This is a genomic window from Roseateles subflavus (assembly GCF_030285365.1).
GTDB classification, from domain to species: Bacteria; Pseudomonadota; Gammaproteobacteria; order Burkholderiales; family Burkholderiaceae_C; genus Roseateles_B; species Roseateles_B subflavus.
In genome coordinates this window covers 225,090-240,063 of record NZ_JASVDS010000006.1, presented here as the reverse complement: position 1 = coordinate 240,063, position 14,974 = coordinate 225,090, and the positions used below count along the sequence as shown (strand labels likewise).

Annotated in this window: 14 protein-coding genes; 4 read left to right on the top strand and 10 right to left on the bottom strand. The window is 71.8% G+C overall.

Translation table 11 applies throughout. The annotated features are described in order from the left end of the window. Both QRD43_RS19420 and QRD43_RS19415 read right to left on the bottom strand, forming a co-directional pair. The gene (locus tag QRD43_RS19420; RefSeq protein WP_285984150.1) at positions 1-3,300 is read right to left on the bottom strand and encodes an efflux RND transporter permease subunit; all 3,300 of its coding nucleotides are present in this window, start codon (positions 3,298-3,300) and stop codon (positions 1-3) included. A gap of 12 nt (positions 3,301-3,312) precedes the next feature. Beyond that, positions 3,313-4,407 carry an efflux RND transporter periplasmic adaptor subunit gene (locus QRD43_RS19415; protein WP_285984149.1) on the bottom strand — a complete coding sequence of 365 codons (1,095 nt, stop codon included), beginning with the start codon at positions 4,405-4,407 and terminating at the stop codon, positions 3,313-3,315. Positions 4,408-4,580: 173 nt separating this feature from the next. Here QRD43_RS19415 and QRD43_RS19410 point away from each other — a divergent pair, with 173 nt between their 5' ends. The 4 genes from QRD43_RS19410 (at position 4,581) to QRD43_RS19395 (ending at position 8,309) form a co-directional block, all read left to right on the top strand. Next, positions 4,581-4,991 (top strand): ArsR/SmtB family transcription factor, encoded by a 411-nt coding sequence (locus QRD43_RS19410; RefSeq protein ID WP_434063911.1) that lies wholly within the window; start codon positions 4,581-4,583, stop codon positions 4,989-4,991. A gap of 50 nt (positions 4,992-5,041) precedes the next feature. Further along, positions 5,042-5,377, top strand: a complete 336-nt coding sequence (locus QRD43_RS19405) for a rhodanese-like domain-containing protein (RefSeq protein ID WP_285984148.1) — start codon at positions 5,042-5,044, stop codon at positions 5,375-5,377. A 125-nt stretch (positions 5,378-5,502) separates the two neighbouring features. Continuing rightward, positions 5,503-6,570: an ABC transporter substrate-binding protein gene (locus tag QRD43_RS19400; RefSeq protein WP_285984147.1), complete on the top strand. Its 1,068-nt coding sequence runs from the start codon at positions 5,503-5,505 to the stop codon at positions 6,568-6,570. Continuing rightward, complete coding sequence (locus QRD43_RS19395) at positions 6,567-8,309, top strand: diguanylate cyclase domain-containing protein (RefSeq protein WP_285984146.1); 1,743 nt, start codon at positions 6,567-6,569, stop codon at positions 8,307-8,309. Before QRD43_RS19400 ends, QRD43_RS19395 begins: the two co-directional genes overlap by 4 nt. A gap of 48 nt (positions 8,310-8,357) precedes the next feature. On the opposite strand, the gene QRD43_RS19390 is transcribed toward QRD43_RS19395, so the two are convergent. The 8 genes from QRD43_RS19390 to QRD43_RS19355 form a co-directional block, all read right to left on the bottom strand. Then, complete coding sequence (locus QRD43_RS19390) at positions 8,358-9,425, bottom strand: DUF8744 domain-containing protein (protein WP_285984145.1); 1,068 nt, start codon at positions 9,423-9,425, stop codon at positions 8,358-8,360. Then, positions 9,416-9,742, bottom strand: a complete 327-nt coding sequence (locus QRD43_RS19385) for a metal-sulfur cluster assembly factor (RefSeq protein ID WP_285984144.1) — start codon at positions 9,740-9,742, stop codon at positions 9,416-9,418. The genes QRD43_RS19390 and QRD43_RS19385 overlap by 10 nt, the downstream gene beginning before the upstream one ends. 13 nt (positions 9,743-9,755) lie before the next feature. After that, on the bottom strand, positions 9,756-11,216 hold the full coding sequence (gene ccoG, locus QRD43_RS19380; protein ID WP_285984143.1) for a cytochrome c oxidase accessory protein CcoG: 1,461 nt from the start codon (positions 11,214-11,216) through the stop codon (positions 9,756-9,758). Between the two features lie 6 nt (positions 11,217-11,222). Next, positions 11,223-11,681, bottom strand: coding sequence for an RrF2 family transcriptional regulator (locus QRD43_RS19375; protein WP_285984142.1), 459 nt, complete (start codon positions 11,679-11,681; stop codon positions 11,223-11,225). Positions 11,682-11,705: 24 nt separating this feature from the next. After that, positions 11,706-12,902, bottom strand: a complete 1,197-nt coding sequence (locus QRD43_RS19370) for an NnrS family protein (protein ID WP_285984141.1) — start codon at positions 12,900-12,902, stop codon at positions 11,706-11,708. A gap of 78 nt (positions 12,903-12,980) precedes the next feature. Next, positions 12,981-13,250, bottom strand: coding sequence for a DUF2249 domain-containing protein (locus QRD43_RS19365; protein ID WP_285984140.1), 270 nt, complete (start codon positions 13,248-13,250; stop codon positions 12,981-12,983). 177 nt (positions 13,251-13,427) lie between these two features. After that, positions 13,428-13,877 (bottom strand): ubiquinone anaerobic biosynthesis accessory factor UbiT, encoded by a 450-nt coding sequence (gene ubiT, locus QRD43_RS19360; RefSeq protein WP_285984139.1) that lies wholly within the window; start codon positions 13,875-13,877, stop codon positions 13,428-13,430. Positions 13,878-13,979: 102 nt separating this feature from the next. After that, positions 13,980-14,954, bottom strand: coding sequence for a U32 family peptidase (locus QRD43_RS19355; protein WP_285984138.1), 975 nt, complete (start codon positions 14,952-14,954; stop codon positions 13,980-13,982). Positions 14,955-14,974 lie beyond the last annotated feature (20 nt).

Genomic DNA, 14,974 nt, shown 5'->3' with positions numbered 1-14,974 from the left:
TCAGGCTCCTTCGGGAGAGGGGATGGGAGAGGCATCCGCCGGCTGCCGGTGAAGCAGGTGCAGGCGGTGCCGGTAGGCAACGAAGTAGAGCGTCGGGATGACGACGAGCGTCAGCAGCGTCGAGACCAGGATGCCGAAGATCAGCGAGATGGCCAGGCCGTTGAAGATGGGGTCGTCGAGGATGAAGAAGGCGCCGAGCATCGCGGCCAGGCCCGTCAGCAGGATGGGCTGGGCGCGGGTGATGGCGGAGCGCAGGATGGCCGTCTCGAAGGCCATCCCGGCGCGCACCTGCAGGTGGATGAAGTCGACGAGCAGGATCGAGTTGCGCACGATGATCCCGGCCAGCGCGATCATGCCGATCATGCTGGTGGCCGTGAACTGGGCGCCCAGCAGCGCGTGGCCGGGCATCACGCCGATGATCGTCAGCGGGATGGGCGCCATGATGATGAGCGGCGTGAGGTAGGAGCCGAACTGCGCGACCACGAGCAGGTAGATCAGCACGAGGCCCACGGCATAGGCGGCGCCCATGTCGCGGAAGGTGTCGTAGGTGATCTGCCACTCGCCGTCCCACTTGAGGGCGTAGCCGCGGAACGCGTCGTCGGGCTGGCGGATGAAGTACTCCGCGACGGGGCCGCCGTCGGGCGCCTTCAGCTGGGCGATCGCCCCACGCATCTGGAACATGCCGTAGAGCGGGCTGTCCACGCGGCCGGCCATGTCGCCCACGACGTAGGTCACGGGCAGCAGGTCCTTGTGGTGGATCGGCTGCTCGCGCTGGGTGTCGGAGATCGTCACCAGCTCACGCAGCGGCACGAGCGCGCCCTGCGCCGAGCGCACGCGCAGCGAGAGCAGGGCGTCGAGCCGGCCCTGCTGCTCGGGGGGCAGCTGCAGGCGCACAGCGCGGGGGTACTTGCTCTGGTCGTGCAGGTAGACCACGGACTCGCCGGCCTGCGCGGTGCGCAGCGTGCTGACGATGGCGGCCTGGCTCACGCCGAGCTCGGCGGCGCGGGCGCGCTGCACGAGCAGCAGCTGGCGGGGCGCCGCGGCGATGCCGCTGTCGTCCACATCGACGAGGCCCGCCTGGGCCTCGAAGACCCGGCGGATCTGGCGGGCGAGCTGCAGCCGGCCGGCATCGTCCGCGCCGTAGACCTCGGCCACGAGCGGGGCCAGCACCGGCGGGCCCGGGGGCACCTCGACGACCTTGACGTTCGCGCCGAAGCGCTGGCCGATGGCCTGCAGCGGGGGGCGCAGGCGCGTGGCGATGGCATGGCTCTGTGCCGAGCGGTGGTGCTTGTCGACCAGGGTCACCTGCAGGTCGCCCTGCTCGCTGCCGGCGCGCAGGTCGTACTGGCGCACGAGGCCGTTGAAGTTGATCGGCGAGGCCGTGCCCGCGTAGGCCTGGTAGTGCTGCACCTCGGCTTGCGTCGAGAGATAGGCGCCCAGCTCGTGCAGCACCGCGGCCGTCTGCTCCAGCGGCGTGCCGGCCGGCATGTCCACCACCACCTGCAGCTCGGACTTGTTGTCGAAGGGCAGCATCTTGAGCATCACGAGGCCGGCCGCGGGCAGGGCCAGCGACAGCGCGATCAGGCCGGCAATGCCTGCACCCAGCAGGCGGCGGCTGCGCGGGCCACGGCGCTCGTCGAGCAGCGGCGTGAACAGCCGCGTGAAGACCGGCGCCAGGCGCGCCGACAGACCGTGCAGGGCCTCGGGATCGCCGGGGTGGCCGGCCGGCAGCGCCTTCATCCACAGACGCGCCAGCCAGGGCGTGACCACGAAGGCGATGGCCAGGGACAGCAGCATGCCCATGCTCGCATTGATGGGGATGGGGCCCATGTACGGCCCCATCAGCCCGCTCACGAAGGCCATGGGCAGCAGCGCGGCGATGACCGTCAGCGTGGCGAGGATGGTGGGCCCGCCGACTTCGTCGACCGCGCCCGGGATCAGCTGCGCCAGCGTGAGCTGCGGGTGCAGCTGCTGGTGGCGGTGGATGTTCTCGACGACGACGATGGCGTCGTCCACGAGGATGCCGATGGAGAAGATCAGCGCGAAGAGCGAGACGCGGTTGAGCGTGAAGCCCCACGCCCAGGAGGCGAAGAGGGTGACCGTCAGCGTGAGGATCACGGCGGTGCCCACGATGGCGGCCTCGCGGCGGCCCAGCGCGAGGAAGACCAGCGCGACGACCGAGGCCGTGGCGAAGAGCAGCTTCTGGATGAGCTTCTGCGCCTTGTCATTGGCGGTGGCGCCGTAGTTGCGCGTCTCCTGCACCTGCACGTCCGCGGGGATGACGGTGTTGCGCAGCGCGTCCACGCGCTGCATCAGCGCATTGGCGACGTCGATGGCGTTCTCGCCGGCCTTCTTGGTGATGGCCAGGGTGATGGCGGGGAACTCGCCCCGGACCGCCGACGCCGCGCCCTCGGGCTGCGGGGCCCCGCCGGTGCCGTGCCACACATAGCGGCCGGGCGTGAGCGGGCCGTCGATGATGCGGGCCACCTCGCGCAGGAAGAGCGGCTTGCCGCCACGCACGGCCACCACCAGGTCTTCGAGGTCGCGGGCGGAGCGCAGCCAGGGGCCGGCCTCCAGCGCGACGGCCTGGCCGCCCTGGAGCAGATCGCCCAGCGGCAGGCCCATCTGCGCGGATTGCAGCGCCTGGCGCAGCTCCGCCACGCTCAGGCCCGCACGGGCGAGGCGGTCGGCGTCGATCTGCACCTGCACGGCGCGCCCGGGGCCGCCGATGCTGACGACGTCCCGCGTTCCCGGCACGCGCTTGAGCTCGGTCTCGAGGCTGTGGGCCACGCGCTCGAGGTCGGCCGCACCGGTCTCGGGCTGTGTGCTGAAGAGAGTGAGGCTGACGATGGGCACGTCATCGATGCCCTTGGGCTTGACCAGCGGCGCCTGCACGCCGAGGCCGGCGGGCAGCCAGTCGGCATGGCTGCTCACGGTCTCCTGCAGGCGCACCAGCGCCTCGGTGCGAGGCACACCGACCTTGAACTGCACGGTCAGCACGGCGAGGCCGGGCTGGGACACGGACATCACGTGCTCGACGCCGGCCATGCGCGACAGCACCTGCTCGCCGGGGCCGGCGACCATCTGCTCGACGTCCTTGGCCGAGGCGCCCGGGAAGGGCACCAGCACGTTGGCCATGGTGACGTTGATCTGCGGCTCCTCCTCGCGCGGCGTGACCATCACGGCGAAGAGACCCAGCAACAGCGCCACGAGGGCCAGCAGCGGCGTGATCTGTGCGGCCTGGAAGAAGGCGGCGATGCGGCCGGAGAGGCCGAGGGGGGCGGGGGTGCGGTCAGCCATGTCCATCCCCGATCAGCGCACGCGCGCCGCCACCTGCGGCTCCAGGGCGACGCGCTCGCCGGCGCGAAGCCCGCTCAGGATCTCGATCTGACCCCCGCGCAGCTCGCCCAGGCGCACCTGGCGCAGCAGCGGGCGGCCCTCGGCATTGAGCACGTAGAGTCCGGTCATCTCGGCACGGCGGACCACCGCCTGCGCCGGCACGGTCAGCACACCGGCCCGGCCCGGCTCCGCGGAGGGACCGACCAGCCGGACCTGGGCGAACTGCCCCGGCACGAGCGCCTGGAGCTGCCCGGTCAGCGGCGAGGGCAGATCGGCCCGCAGCTCCACGGTGCCGCTGCTGCCGTCCACGGTAGGCAGCCACTGCACGCGGCGCGGCGCCTGGCCCAGGACGCCGAGGGCCGGGAGGTCGATCACGAGCGCGATGCCCGCGTCCTTGCTGTCCAGGGCGGCCTGCACGGCCCGCACCTCCGCCTGAGGCACATGGGCGGTCACGCGCAAGGCGGTGGGGTCGTACAGGACGGCCAGGCTGCGCCCGGGCAGGGCCATGTCGCCCTGTACCACGGGCACCTCGGCGATCACGCCGGCATAAGGCGCACGCAGCTGGTACCAGGCGCTCTGGCTGCGCGCGGCGCCGGCCTGGGCCAGCTGCGCCTGCACCTGGGCCTGCGTCGCCTTGAACTGCGCCTCCGTCTGATCCAGGGCGGCCTGGCTGATGAAGTGCTGTCGGAAGAGCTGCTGCTGGCGGTCCAGCTCGCGGCGGGCAAGGTCCAGCTGGGCGCGGGCCACCCCGGCCTGGGCTTCGCTGGCCTGGGCGTTCTGGTCGGCGCTGCGGGCATCCAGGCGCATCAGCAGCTGCCCGGCCTTGACGGCGTCGCCCGGCCTGACGTCCAGCTGCACGACCGCACCGGCGACCTGCGCCGCCAGCGTGGTCTGGCGCACGGCCTCGACGCGGGCCTCGTAGCGCAGGCCCTGGGCCGCGCGGTCCGGCTGCGCGACGTAGGTCTGCAGGGCCGGCGGCGCCGCGGACTGTGCCCGTGCAGGCAGGGGCTGGCTGGCAAGTGCCGCGAGCAGCAGAGCCGCAGGGAAGAGGGGGGACGGAGTGCGCATGGTGGTGGGTCGGCGAAAGGCTGGACAGCAGGTCCTGTTGCATTTATTATTTGCGCAATCACGCAAATAGTCAAACATGAAAACAAAAGACCGCCGCATCCATGGGGCGCCGCGCCGGGTCGAGCCGGGTGGGCGCCCTCGCGGGGGTCTGTCGCAGCCTTGAGGTCCGCACGATGCCCATGGTTCCCGCCTCCGCCACCGCGGCCCCGCTCCCCGGCGCAGCCGCGCCCCTGCCCGAGCACTGCGGCATCCGCGACCTGCCCGACAGCGCATTGGCCCAGGTGGCGGGCTTCTTCCAGCTGCTGGCCGAACCCAGCCGCCTGCGCGTGCTCAACCAGTTGCGCGAGCAGCCCCGGTGCGTGGGCGAACTGGCCCGGGCCTGCGGCAGCAGCGCGGCCAACATCTCCCGCCACCTGGCCCAGCTGCAGCGGCACGGCCTGGTGGACCGCGAGGGGCGGGGCACCAGCGTCTACTACCGGATCGCCGATCCCTCGGTCTATGCGCTGTGTGACCTGGTCTGTGGCCAGCTGGCGCGCCACCATGCGCGGATGAGCGACGCCCAGGCCCCGTTCCTCAAGCCATGACGGTGTGCTCGTCCTGCGATGCTGTGTCCTTCCCGACGGAGTCCCTGCCCATGACCCTCTCCCTGCCACTGCTTCACCTCGACCCCCGTGCCGCGCTCCAGGCCATCCGCGAGGGCGCCTGGCTGGTCGATGTGCGCGAGGGGCACGAGGTGACCCGGCTGGGCTATGGCGTCGAGCGGCTGCTGCTCATGCCCCTGAGCGATTTCGAGCGGCGCCACACCGAATTGCCGGCTGATGCAGATCTGATCCTGGCCTGTGCCGCCGGCGGGCGCAGCCAGCAGGCCATGAACTACCTGCGCCATCTGGGACACCGTCGCGTCCGCAACCTCACTGGGGGCATGGCCGCGTGGCTGGCCCACGGCCTGCCCGTGCGCGGCGGCGGCTGATCTGGGCCGGCAGCGGGCCGTTTCGGCATCAAACCGCGGCATCTGTCGCGGATCGAGGCAGCGCGGCTGTGGTGCAGACCCCCACGGCCCGGCGCGCCGCCCCTTTCGTCCTCTAGGATGCCGCCATGACGTTGCCGTTGCGCATCCTGATGCCTTTGCTGTTCTGGGCCCTGGGTCTGGCGCATGCGGTCGCCGCCGAGCCCTCGGGCAAGGTGCTGCGGGTGCTGGCCTGGCCCGGTTATGCGGACCCGGAGGTGCTGCAGGGCTTCAGCCAGCGCACCGGCGCGCGGGTGGAGCTGACGGTGGTCGGTTCCGACGAGGCCATGCGCCAGCGCCTGCTGTCCGGGCGCGGGCGGGACTTCGACGTCTTTGCGCTCAACACCGCCGAGCTGCAGCAGTACATCGACCAGGGCATCGCCCGGCCCATTGAGCTGCAGCGCGTCCCGAACACGCGCCGCCAGCGGCCGCGATTCCGGGAGCTGTCCGCGATTCCCGGGCTGATCCGGCGGGTGGACGGCCTCACGCAGGTCTACGGCGTGCCCTACACCTACTCCGAGATGGGGCTGATCTACGACCGCCGCCAGCTGAGCGCGCCGCCGGACTCGCTCCAGGTCCTGTGGGATCCGCGCTGGCGGGGCAAGGTGCTGGCCTATGCCGGCGGCACCCACAACTTCTCGCTGGCGGCCCTGGCCCTCGGCTGGCAGCAGCCCTTCGAGCTGGGTGAGCGCCAATGGGCGCCGGCGGTGGACAAGCTGGTCGCGCTGCGCCGCAACGTCCTGGGCTTCTACAGCCTGCCGGAGGAATCCGTGCAGCTCTTCATGCGGCACAAGGTGGCGCTCATGTATGCCAACTACGGCCTGCAGCAGCTCCACCTGCTGAAGGCGGCTGGCGTCGACGTGGGCTATGTGATCCCGCGCGAAGGGGCGCTGGCCTGGCTCGACTGCTGGGCGATCTCCTCGAGCACGGGCGACCCCGAGCTGGCCCACGCCTGGATCAACTTCATGCTCGAGGAGCCCGCCAGCAGCCTCCTGGTGTCCCGCCAGGGCCTGGCCAACACCGTGAGCGACTCCGTGGCCAGCGCCCCGCAGGTGCCGCTGCGCTGGCTGGAACCGGTGGAAAGCGAGGAGCGTCGCGAGCACTACTGGGCGCGCATCCACTCGGGGGACTCCCCGTCGCGGGTGCTGCAGCGATGAGGCTCGGCATCGCCTGGCGGCTCGGGGTCGCCCTGGCCGTGGCCGGGGTGGTGGTGGCCGGGCTGACGGGCTACTACGCCTACAGCGCGAGCCGCCACATGATGGTCGCGGCCGCCGAGCAGCGGCTCGTGACGGCCACACGCGTGCTGGTGCGCCAGCTCGCGGTGGGCTTGGACAACACGGCGCGGGATGTCCGGCTGGTGGCCGGTCATCCCGGGGCCGGCCGCCTGCTGCTGCGCAGCGATCCCGAGCAGCTGGCGCGCAACGAGACCACCCTCGCGCTGCTGTTCCGCCAGATGCTGGAGACGCATCCCGAGTACTTCCAGATGCGGCTGCTGGATGCCGCCAACCATGGCGTCGAGCGCGTGCGTGTGGACCGCGATGACCTCGGCGTGATGCGCGTGCAGGGCGAGGACCTGCAGGAGAAGGGCCACTACCCCTATGTCTACGAGACCCTGCGGCTGCATGCCGGGCAGGTGTATGTGTCCCGGGCCGTGATCAACCACGAGCTGGGCGCCCATGCCGGGCAGGGCAAGCCCTCGCTGGAGGTGGCGGCCCCCGTCATGGACGTGCATGGCGTGGTCCTGGGGGTCATGGTCATCAACGTCGATCTCAACGGCCTCTTCGGCCAGCTGGCCGCGGACCTGCCGCCCGGGCTGCAGCTCTACCTCAGCAATGCGCAGGGCGAATACCTGATCCATCCCGACCCGCGCAAGGCCTTCGCCTTCGACCGCGGCCAGTCCGCGGTGGTGCAGGACGAGTTCCCGGCGGTGCGCGAGCTGCTGGTCGCGCCGGTCGGCGCGGATGAGAAGACGGTGGTGGCCCGTTCCGAGGCGGCCCAGGGCCCCGTTGCGGTCGCCGCCTTCGTGCGGCAGCCGGGATCGGCGCTGAAGGCGGAGGAGGACTTCCTGCTCGGCCTGTCACAGCCGCTGTCGGCCGTGCTGTCCGACAGCGACAGCCTGGGCGCGATGGTGCTGCGCATCGTGGCCGCCTTCAGCGCCCTGGCGGTGCTCCTGGCGGCGCTGCTGGCGCGGGCCCTGACCCGGCCGCTCGCGCAGATCGTGGGGGCGGTCGACGGCTTTGTCGACGGCAAGCCGGGCGATCCGCTGCCCGTGCAGCGGCGCGACGAAATCGGCACGCTGGCCCGCGCCATCGAGCACATGCAGCAGCAGATCGGCGCGCAGTTCTCCAAGCTGGCGCAGAAGCAGCGGGAGCTGGATCACCTGGCGAGCCATGACAGCCTCACCGGCCTGCAGAACCGCCGCTTCTTCATGGACCGCCTCGACCATGCGCTGGCCCATGCGCGCCGGAACCAGGGGCGTCTGGCCATGCTCTTCGTCGACCTGGACCGCTTCAAGGAAGTCAACGACGGCGAAGGCCACGGGGCGGGGGACGCCGTGCTCCGCACCCTGGCTCAGCGCCTGCGCCACCTGGTGCGGGAGTCGGACACCGTCGCCCGGATTGGCGGGGACGAGTTCGTGATCCTGCTGGACGAGGTGCACGAGGCCGAGGACGTCGAAGTGGTGGCCCGCAAGGTGCGCGACACCCTGGCCGAGCCCGTGCGCTGGGAAGGCCGCGAGCTGGTGGTGGGCGCCAGCGTCGGCGTGGCCCGTTTCCCCGATCACGGCGAGGATGCCGAGGCGCTCATCGCCGCAGCGGATGCGGCCATGTACCGGGCCAAGAGTGGCGGCGGGGGCCTCATCTGCCACGCGGCGCCGAGCCAGCGGCATCGCGCCTGACACCGACCGCGGCCGCCCCGCTGGTCTTGATGCGTTCGCCGCGGGCGCTCAGCGCCGCCCGGCCCGGCACAGCCCGGCCATCAGCAGGCCGAAGCTCAGCAGGGCGAGGGCGTGCAGCCCACCTGCCCAGGGGAGCAGGGCCGGTGCAAGGCCGGCCTGGCCGGCCCCGCGCAACAGCAGGCTCACGCCCATGAGGCCCAGCGGCAGCAGCGCCCAGGGGCTGTAGCGGGGGCTGAGGCGCAGGAGCGCCGGCAGCATGATGGGCGCGTGGCCGAAGACCATGGCCATCACGAAGCCGAGCCACAGCGCATGCCAGGCGAAGGTGGGCTGGCCCAGCAGCCCTGCCAGCGCGGCGATGGCCGCCCAGGCATAGCCCGCCAGCAGGCAGCGCGCCGTGTGGCCGGCCCAGCCCCGGGCGTGCCATTGGTGGCGGGCGATGTCGAAGGCCATCAGCCACAGCGCGAGGGCCCCCAACAGCGGCCAGCACAGTCGCTCGGCGAGGGTGGGTTGCCACAGGCTCAGCACGCCGCTCGCGAGCAGGCCCAGCCACAGGGCCAGGAAGCTGTGACGGGCCAGCGGGCCCAGTGGCAGCAGCCGGCAGAGCTCGCGCCGCTCACCGGCGATGGTCAGCAGCAGGAAGAGGGACCCGTTCCAGCGCAGCGCCGTGTCGACCGCCATCGCATGAGCGGCCAGGGCCATCAGCAGGGGCAGGCACGCGCTGGCCTCGATGACCAGGGGCAGGGACCACGCGCGCGTGTCGCCGGCCCGCAGGTACAGGCTCAGCAAGCCCAGGGTGCCGGCCATCCACAGCGCGAGGGCCGGGATCGGCAGACCGGCCAGCAGCACCAGGCCCGCCAGGCCGCACAGCAGAGGCACCACGAGGCCGCGCCCGAGAGCGGCGGCCCGTTCCAGCGCGATGAGCGTGGCGAAGAAGCCGCCCAGCATCAGCGCGCCGTGGTGCTGCAGCGCCGCCTGCGCCACGGCCGACAGGCCCGTCGGCAGACTGCCCAGCCGCTGCAGGCCGCCGGCCATCGCGGCCAGCAGGTTCAGCAGGGCGAGGACCAGGGCCAGCGCCAGGCCCCACCCGGGCAGGCCAGGCCGGCGATTCAGGCCCATCCCAGGCGCAGGCGAAGCGCGGGCGACAGGCGCTGCGGCGTCCAGACGGCGTTCCAGTCCATCTCGACCGCCACCGTCCAGTCCGGCGGGCAGGCCTCGCGCAGGGCGAGCTCGGCATCCTCGATCAGCACGTCCGCCATCGGGCAGGTGGCGCTGGTGGGAATGAGGGACAGTGCCACGCGCCCCGGCGCGAGGTCCAGGCGGCCCACCAGGCCGAGGTCCACGATGCTCTCGCCGATCTCGGGGTCGGCCACCCGGCGCAGCACCGCCATGAGGTGCTCCTGTGTCGTGGCGTCGGCGTTGTCTTGCGGGTCCATGGGGTCAGGTCGTTCAGCGCGGCACGAAGAAACTGGCCTCGGCCTGGAAGACCGGGGTCTCAGGGTGGTCGAGGTCCCGGGCCAGCAGGTGCACGCGCCGTGCGCCGCTGTCCTGCACGGCGCCGGCCGGCAGGCGCAGCTGCACGGGCAGGGACACGATGGCCGCAGGGTCCACCGTCACGCGCTCGGCGCCCAGCACGCGCAGGCCGGGCAGGCCCTCGGCCTCGAACTGCAGGTGCAGGGTGCGCTCGCTGCGGTTGAGCAGCTGCAGGCGGTAGACGTTCTCGATCTGGCCGTCCTCGACCTGACGCGCCATCACGCCGCGGTCCTTGATGACATCGATCAGCAGGGCGCTGCGCTGGCTCAGCTGCCACAGCATCAGGGCGCCGAGCACCGCGAGCGCGCCGCCGTAGATCAGCACGCGGGGGCGCAGCGTGCGCCGCCACATCTGGGCGCGGCTCAGCCCCTGGGCCACGCCGTTCTCGGTGGCATAGCGGATGAGACCGTGCGGCGCGCCGATCTTGTCCATGACCTGGTCGCAGACGTCGATGCAGGCGGCACAGCCGATGCACTCGTTCTGCAGGCCCTTGCGGATGTCGATGCCGGTGGGGCAGACCTGCACGCACAGGGTGCAGTCCACGCAGTCGCCGCGGCCCTCGGCGAGCACCTCGGCGGACTTGCGCGAGCGGGCGCCGCGCGGCTCGCCGCGGCGGGCGTCATAGGTGATGATCAGCGAGTCGGCATCGATCAGTGCGCTCTGGAAGCGGGCGTAGGGACAGATGTACTTGCACATCTGCTCGCGCAGCCAGCCGGCGTTGCCGTAGGTGGCGCCCGCGTAGAACAGCACCCAGAAGGCCTCCCAGGGCGAGAGGTTCCAGGCGAACAGCGCCTCCGTCAGTGCCCGGATGGGGCTGAAGTAGCCGACGAAGCTGAAGCCCGTGAAGAGCGCCAGCGCGATCCAGCCGCCGTGCTTGGCGGTCTTGCGCCAGAGCTTCTCGACGCTCCAGGGTGCGGCATCCAGGCGCATGCGGGCCTGGCGGTCCCCTTCGGTGTGACGCTCGATCCAGAGGAAGAGCTCGGTGTAGACCGTCTGCGGGCAGGCATAGCCGCACCACAGGCGCCCGGCGAGCGCCGTGAAGAAGAAGAGCAGCAGCGCGCTGAAGACAAGCAGCGTGGCGAGGTAGATCAGGTCCTGCGGGTAGAAGACCAGGGCGCCGATGTAGAAGCGGCCGCCGACGAGGTCGAACAGCAGCGCCTGCCGACCCTCCCACTGCAGCCACGGCATCCCGTAGAAGAAGGCCTGCGTGAGGGCCACCAGCGCCCAGCGCCAGTTGGCGAAGCGGCCGCTGACGGCGCGCGGGTAGATCTTCTTCTCCGCGGCGTACAGCGAGGTGCCGGCGGGGGCGGCGTCGGCCTGGATGGGAATGACGCGGCGTGCCGCGCGCTCGGCGGCGGGAGGCTCGGGGGCTTGCATGGGCGCTCAGGCCTTCGCGGTTCGGATGGGGATGTCGGACGGGCTGCGCAGCGGCAGCTTGCGCCCCGGAGGCGGCAGGAGGTCGGCCAGCGTGTGCTGGTCCAGCTCGGACAGGAAGGCAGCCAGGGCGCCGGTGAAGATCTTGGTCAGGCGGCAGCGCTGCGTCAGGCGGCAGTCGCTGTCGTCGCCCAGGCATTCGACGAGATGGAAGTCGGGCTCCACGGCGCGCACCAGGGCGCCGAGGTTGATGTCCGCCGGGTCGTGCGCGAGACGCATGCCGCCGCCCTTGCCGCGCACGGTGTGGATCCAGCCGCCCAGACCCAGCTGGTGGGTGATCTTCGTCATGTGCGCCTCGGAGATCTGGTAGGCCGAGGCGACCTCCGCGGTGGTGCACAGGCGCTCAGGATGACTGCCGAGGTAGATCAGCAGGCGCAGCGCGTAGTCGGTCATGGTGGTGAGTCGCATGGAGGGATTGTCTTCCGTGCGGGGTCAACCCGGCTGGCCGTCCGCGCGAGGGCGCAGCAGAAATGGCGCATAGCGCCACAGATAGAGCGCGAACGCCGCACTCCACAGGACCGAGGAGGCCAGGGCGGCCTGCATCAGCAGGGCGGGAGCGAGCAGGGGCACGGCAACGCGGACCAGGGCCGCGAGGAACAGGCTCGCGTAGGCGGCGGTCTCCACCGGCCCGGCCTGCAGGCGCCGCCCGGTGTGGCCCAGCGCGGTGCGGGTGATCATGCCCAGCGTGATCATGCCGATCACGCCGACGGTCAGGGCGTGCATGGCCGGACCGCCCGGCAGCGGCCAGACCTGTGCGGCCAGACGCAAGGCCAGGTGCACGGGCAGCCACAGGTAGGCGGCATGCAGGACCCACACCAGCGGATGGCGCCAGGTCTTCCAGGGCTGCCACAGGCACCAGCGCCAGGTGTGAGCCAGCAGGGCGATGCCCAGCACGAGCTGCACCGGCAGCCCGGTCACGCCGAGGGCGTCCAGCGGAATCAGCGCGATCACGCTGCCCAGGGCCAGCTGCTCGACGCGCGGCTCGCGCCGCGCCTGCAGCCCGGGAACGCCGTTGTTGGAGAACATGGGCACCACGCGGCCGGCCATCACGGCGATCATGAGCAGCACCACGTCGAGCCCCAGCGGCACGCCGGCACCGGCGAGCGCCGGCAGGGTCAGCACGCCGAGGCTGGCGAGGTGCAGCAGCGCGCTGCCCACGCCCATCAGCCCCAGCAGGCCGACGAAGAAGTAGTTGCGGCGGTTGCCCGCCCTGTGCAGCGCCTGCCACAGGCCCCACGCTGCCGTCCAGGGCACGGCCACATTGAGCGCCAGGGAGAGCCAGCCCCAGGGGCTCAGCACCGCCAGCCGGGCCAGGACCCACAGGGCGGCGATCAGCTGCAGCGCGCGACCCGTGGGCGTCGGCTGGCCGGACCAGTTGCGTCCGGCCGTGAACAGAAAGCCGATGACCACCGCGAGGGCATAGCCGAACACCATCTCGTGGGCATGCCAGGCGGCACCGGCCAGCAGGGGGTGCGGCAGCCAGCCGCTGAACTGCAGCGCCCACAGCGGCACCATCAGCAGCGCCTGCAGCGCGGCGAGCAGGTAGAAGGGCCGGAAGCCCAGTTGCCAGAGGGCGAAGCCGTCCCGCCGGGCGGGAGGCTCCTCGAGACGGAACAGAACGGTGCTCATGGTGTCAGGGCTCCTGGTCGGCGCGGGCGACGACCCTCAGGGCAGGCGGGCGGCCGCGCAGGTGCCGCCGGCGAGGGATCAGCTGCAGCAGCCGCAGCAGCTCTTGCCCGCAGGCTTGCGGGAAATGCGGACCTTCCACAGCTCCGGGCCGGATTCCAGTGCATCCCAGGCGAACTGGTCGGGCCACAGCACCTGGAACTGGCGGCGCAGGGGCTCGGGGTTGTGGTCGTTGCTCAGCTCGAAGGAGCCACCCACCGGCAGAGCCTCGAAGGCGCTGAAGAGGGTGGGGTGGCGCTCCTGGGGCGGCAGGTCGGGCACATGGATGCGAGGGACGGAGAGGGTGGTCATCTTTAAAGCTCCATATTGGATGTAGGAATTGTGCCGGCGGATGCGACCTGAATCAATATCAAGAATGAAGCTTTTGATGCAGATCAATCCACGCCGGACCGGGTGGGGCGTCGGGGGCAGGGCGGGCGACGGCCGGAGAAGCCCGGCGACGGACCAGGCGACGGACCAGGCGACGAATCAGGCGGCGCGGACGGGCAACAGCGGGCCGATGGCGTCGAGGGTGTTCTTCAGCATCAGGCCGAACTCCGTGTCGCCCTCCATCACGAGGGCCCGGTCGAAGAAGAGGCGGTCGGCGTCCTCCTCGCCGCGCAGCAGCTTCCACAGGCCTTCGCTGCGTGCGCGGATGGTGAGCTGGATGGGCGTGCCGCGCGGCGCCGGTCGGAAGCCGTCCGCCGCCAGCTGCAGGCGCAGCCGCAGGCCGGGCTCCAGCACCTCCAGCTCGAGCGCCTTGCCCGACAGCGCGACGCGCTGGGCCTCGTCCAGCCGCGGCAGCAGCAGACGGTCCAGCAGGCGCGCGGCGACGAAGGACGGCGGTTCGACCGGCAGGCGGCGAACGAGGCGCCGCACGGCGTCCAGCAGGACCGTGGGCGGCGGAAGACGGGACGGCTGCGCTTGGGGGTGGGCCATGGCGATGGGGGGGCTGAGGACGGTGGGAAGACTCGTGAGAGGCTGGATTGACGACGAATCGACAAGGCGGACGGAAGGAGCGGGCTGGCCGGTGGCCGGCGATCAGGCCACGGCCTGCATGCCCGGCTGCCGGTGGGCGAAGCCGTGGACCAGCTCGCCGGGCAGTGCCAGGGCCCGCAGCGCGGCGAGGGCGTCGTCCGCGGGGGCCTGCCGGCGGTAGACGGCGTCAAACAGCGCCACCACCTGGCGGAACGCCCCGCTGCAGGGCGAGAGCCGCAGGGCGCGCACGCCGGCGGCTGCCACGGCCTCGCGCTCGCCGATCAGGCATTGCAGGCCGGCCGACTGCGTCTGGATGCCGTTGAGCGCGAGGAAGGGCTGGCCCTCGCTGGTGCTCAGCAGCAGGCCATCGGCATCATCCCGGCAGCGGAAGTCGCACTGGTCCTTGCTCAGACGGTGATGGCGCGCAGTGAAGCAGCGGGCCGAGAAGGCCAGCGGCAGACGGCCGAAGGCCAGCAGCTCCGTCGTGACCGGGACCCCGTCGCTCGTCACGGGGGCGGCCGGCGGATTGCATGCCGCGATGGCCGGGAGCGCGAGCTCGGCCGGCGCCACCCAGGTGCCGACGTCCAGGCCGGCCAGCTCCCTCAGGGCCGGCTGGTTGTAGACGTTGATGTGCGGGCCGAGCACCAGGCGGCTGCCCGCGGCAGATGGGGTCAGGTCTTGCCTCAGCTGCTGCCAGACATTGAGCGCGGCGGCGTCGCCCGCCTCGAAGTCCATCGGCACCGCCTCCCGCAGCGCTGCCTCCGCCACGCGGCGCAGACCGCGCAGCTCGGCTTCCGACATGAGCAGCGGCAGGCTGGCGAGGCGCACGCGTTTGCCGGCCTGCTGGAGTTCGCGGCCAATGGCGAGCCAGTCGTCCAGCGAGAAGTCATGGCGGCGCGAGCAGGTGACCTCGCCCAGCACGAGGGTGTCGGCGGGGCTGTCGGCCATGTCGGCATAGAAGTGCAGGATGGCCTGGCGTGGCCACCAGTACTGCAGCGGGCCGATGGTGAGGGAGGGGGCGTCGGTGGAGGTCGTCATGTCGCGTGTTCGATGGAGAT

Excerpts from the sequence above, each read along its gene's own strand:
- QRD43_RS19420 (WP_285984150.1), bottom strand. The coding sequence starts at position 3,300 with ATGGCTGACCGCACCCCCGCCCCCCTCGGCCTCTCCGGCCGCATCGCC.
- QRD43_RS19415 (WP_285984149.1), bottom strand. The coding sequence starts at position 4,407 with ATGCGCACTCCGTCCCCCCTCTTCCCTGCGGCTCTGCTGCTCGCGGCA.
- QRD43_RS19410 (WP_434063911.1), top strand. The coding sequence starts at position 4,581 with ATGCCCATGGTTCCCGCCTCCGCCACCGCGGCCCCGCTCCCCGGCGCA.
- QRD43_RS19405 (WP_285984148.1), top strand. The coding sequence starts at position 5,042 with ATGACCCTCTCCCTGCCACTGCTTCACCTCGACCCCCGTGCCGCGCTC.
- QRD43_RS19400 (WP_285984147.1), top strand. The coding sequence starts at position 5,503 with ATGACGTTGCCGTTGCGCATCCTGATGCCTTTGCTGTTCTGGGCCCTG.
- QRD43_RS19395 (WP_285984146.1), top strand. The coding sequence starts at position 6,567 with ATGAGGCTCGGCATCGCCTGGCGGCTCGGGGTCGCCCTGGCCGTGGCC.
- QRD43_RS19390 (WP_285984145.1), bottom strand. The coding sequence starts at position 9,425 with ATGGGCCTGAATCGCCGGCCTGGCCTGCCCGGGTGGGGCCTGGCGCTG.
- QRD43_RS19385 (WP_285984144.1), bottom strand. The coding sequence starts at position 9,742 with ATGGACCCGCAAGACAACGCCGACGCCACGACACAGGAGCACCTCATG.
- ccoG (WP_285984143.1), bottom strand. The coding sequence starts at position 11,216 with ATGCAAGCCCCCGAGCCTCCCGCCGCCGAGCGCGCGGCACGCCGCGTC.
- QRD43_RS19375 (WP_285984142.1), bottom strand. The coding sequence starts at position 11,681 with ATGCGACTCACCACCATGACCGACTACGCGCTGCGCCTGCTGATCTAC.
- QRD43_RS19370 (WP_285984141.1), bottom strand. The coding sequence starts at position 12,902 with ATGAGCACCGTTCTGTTCCGTCTCGAGGAGCCTCCCGCCCGGCGGGAC.
- QRD43_RS19365 (WP_285984140.1), bottom strand. The coding sequence starts at position 13,250 with ATGACCACCCTCTCCGTCCCTCGCATCCATGTGCCCGACCTGCCGCCC.
- ubiT (WP_285984139.1), bottom strand. The coding sequence starts at position 13,877 with ATGGCCCACCCCCAAGCGCAGCCGTCCCGTCTTCCGCCGCCCACGGTC.
- QRD43_RS19355 (WP_285984138.1), bottom strand. The coding sequence starts at position 14,954 with ATGACGACCTCCACCGACGCCCCCTCCCTCACCATCGGCCCGCTGCAG.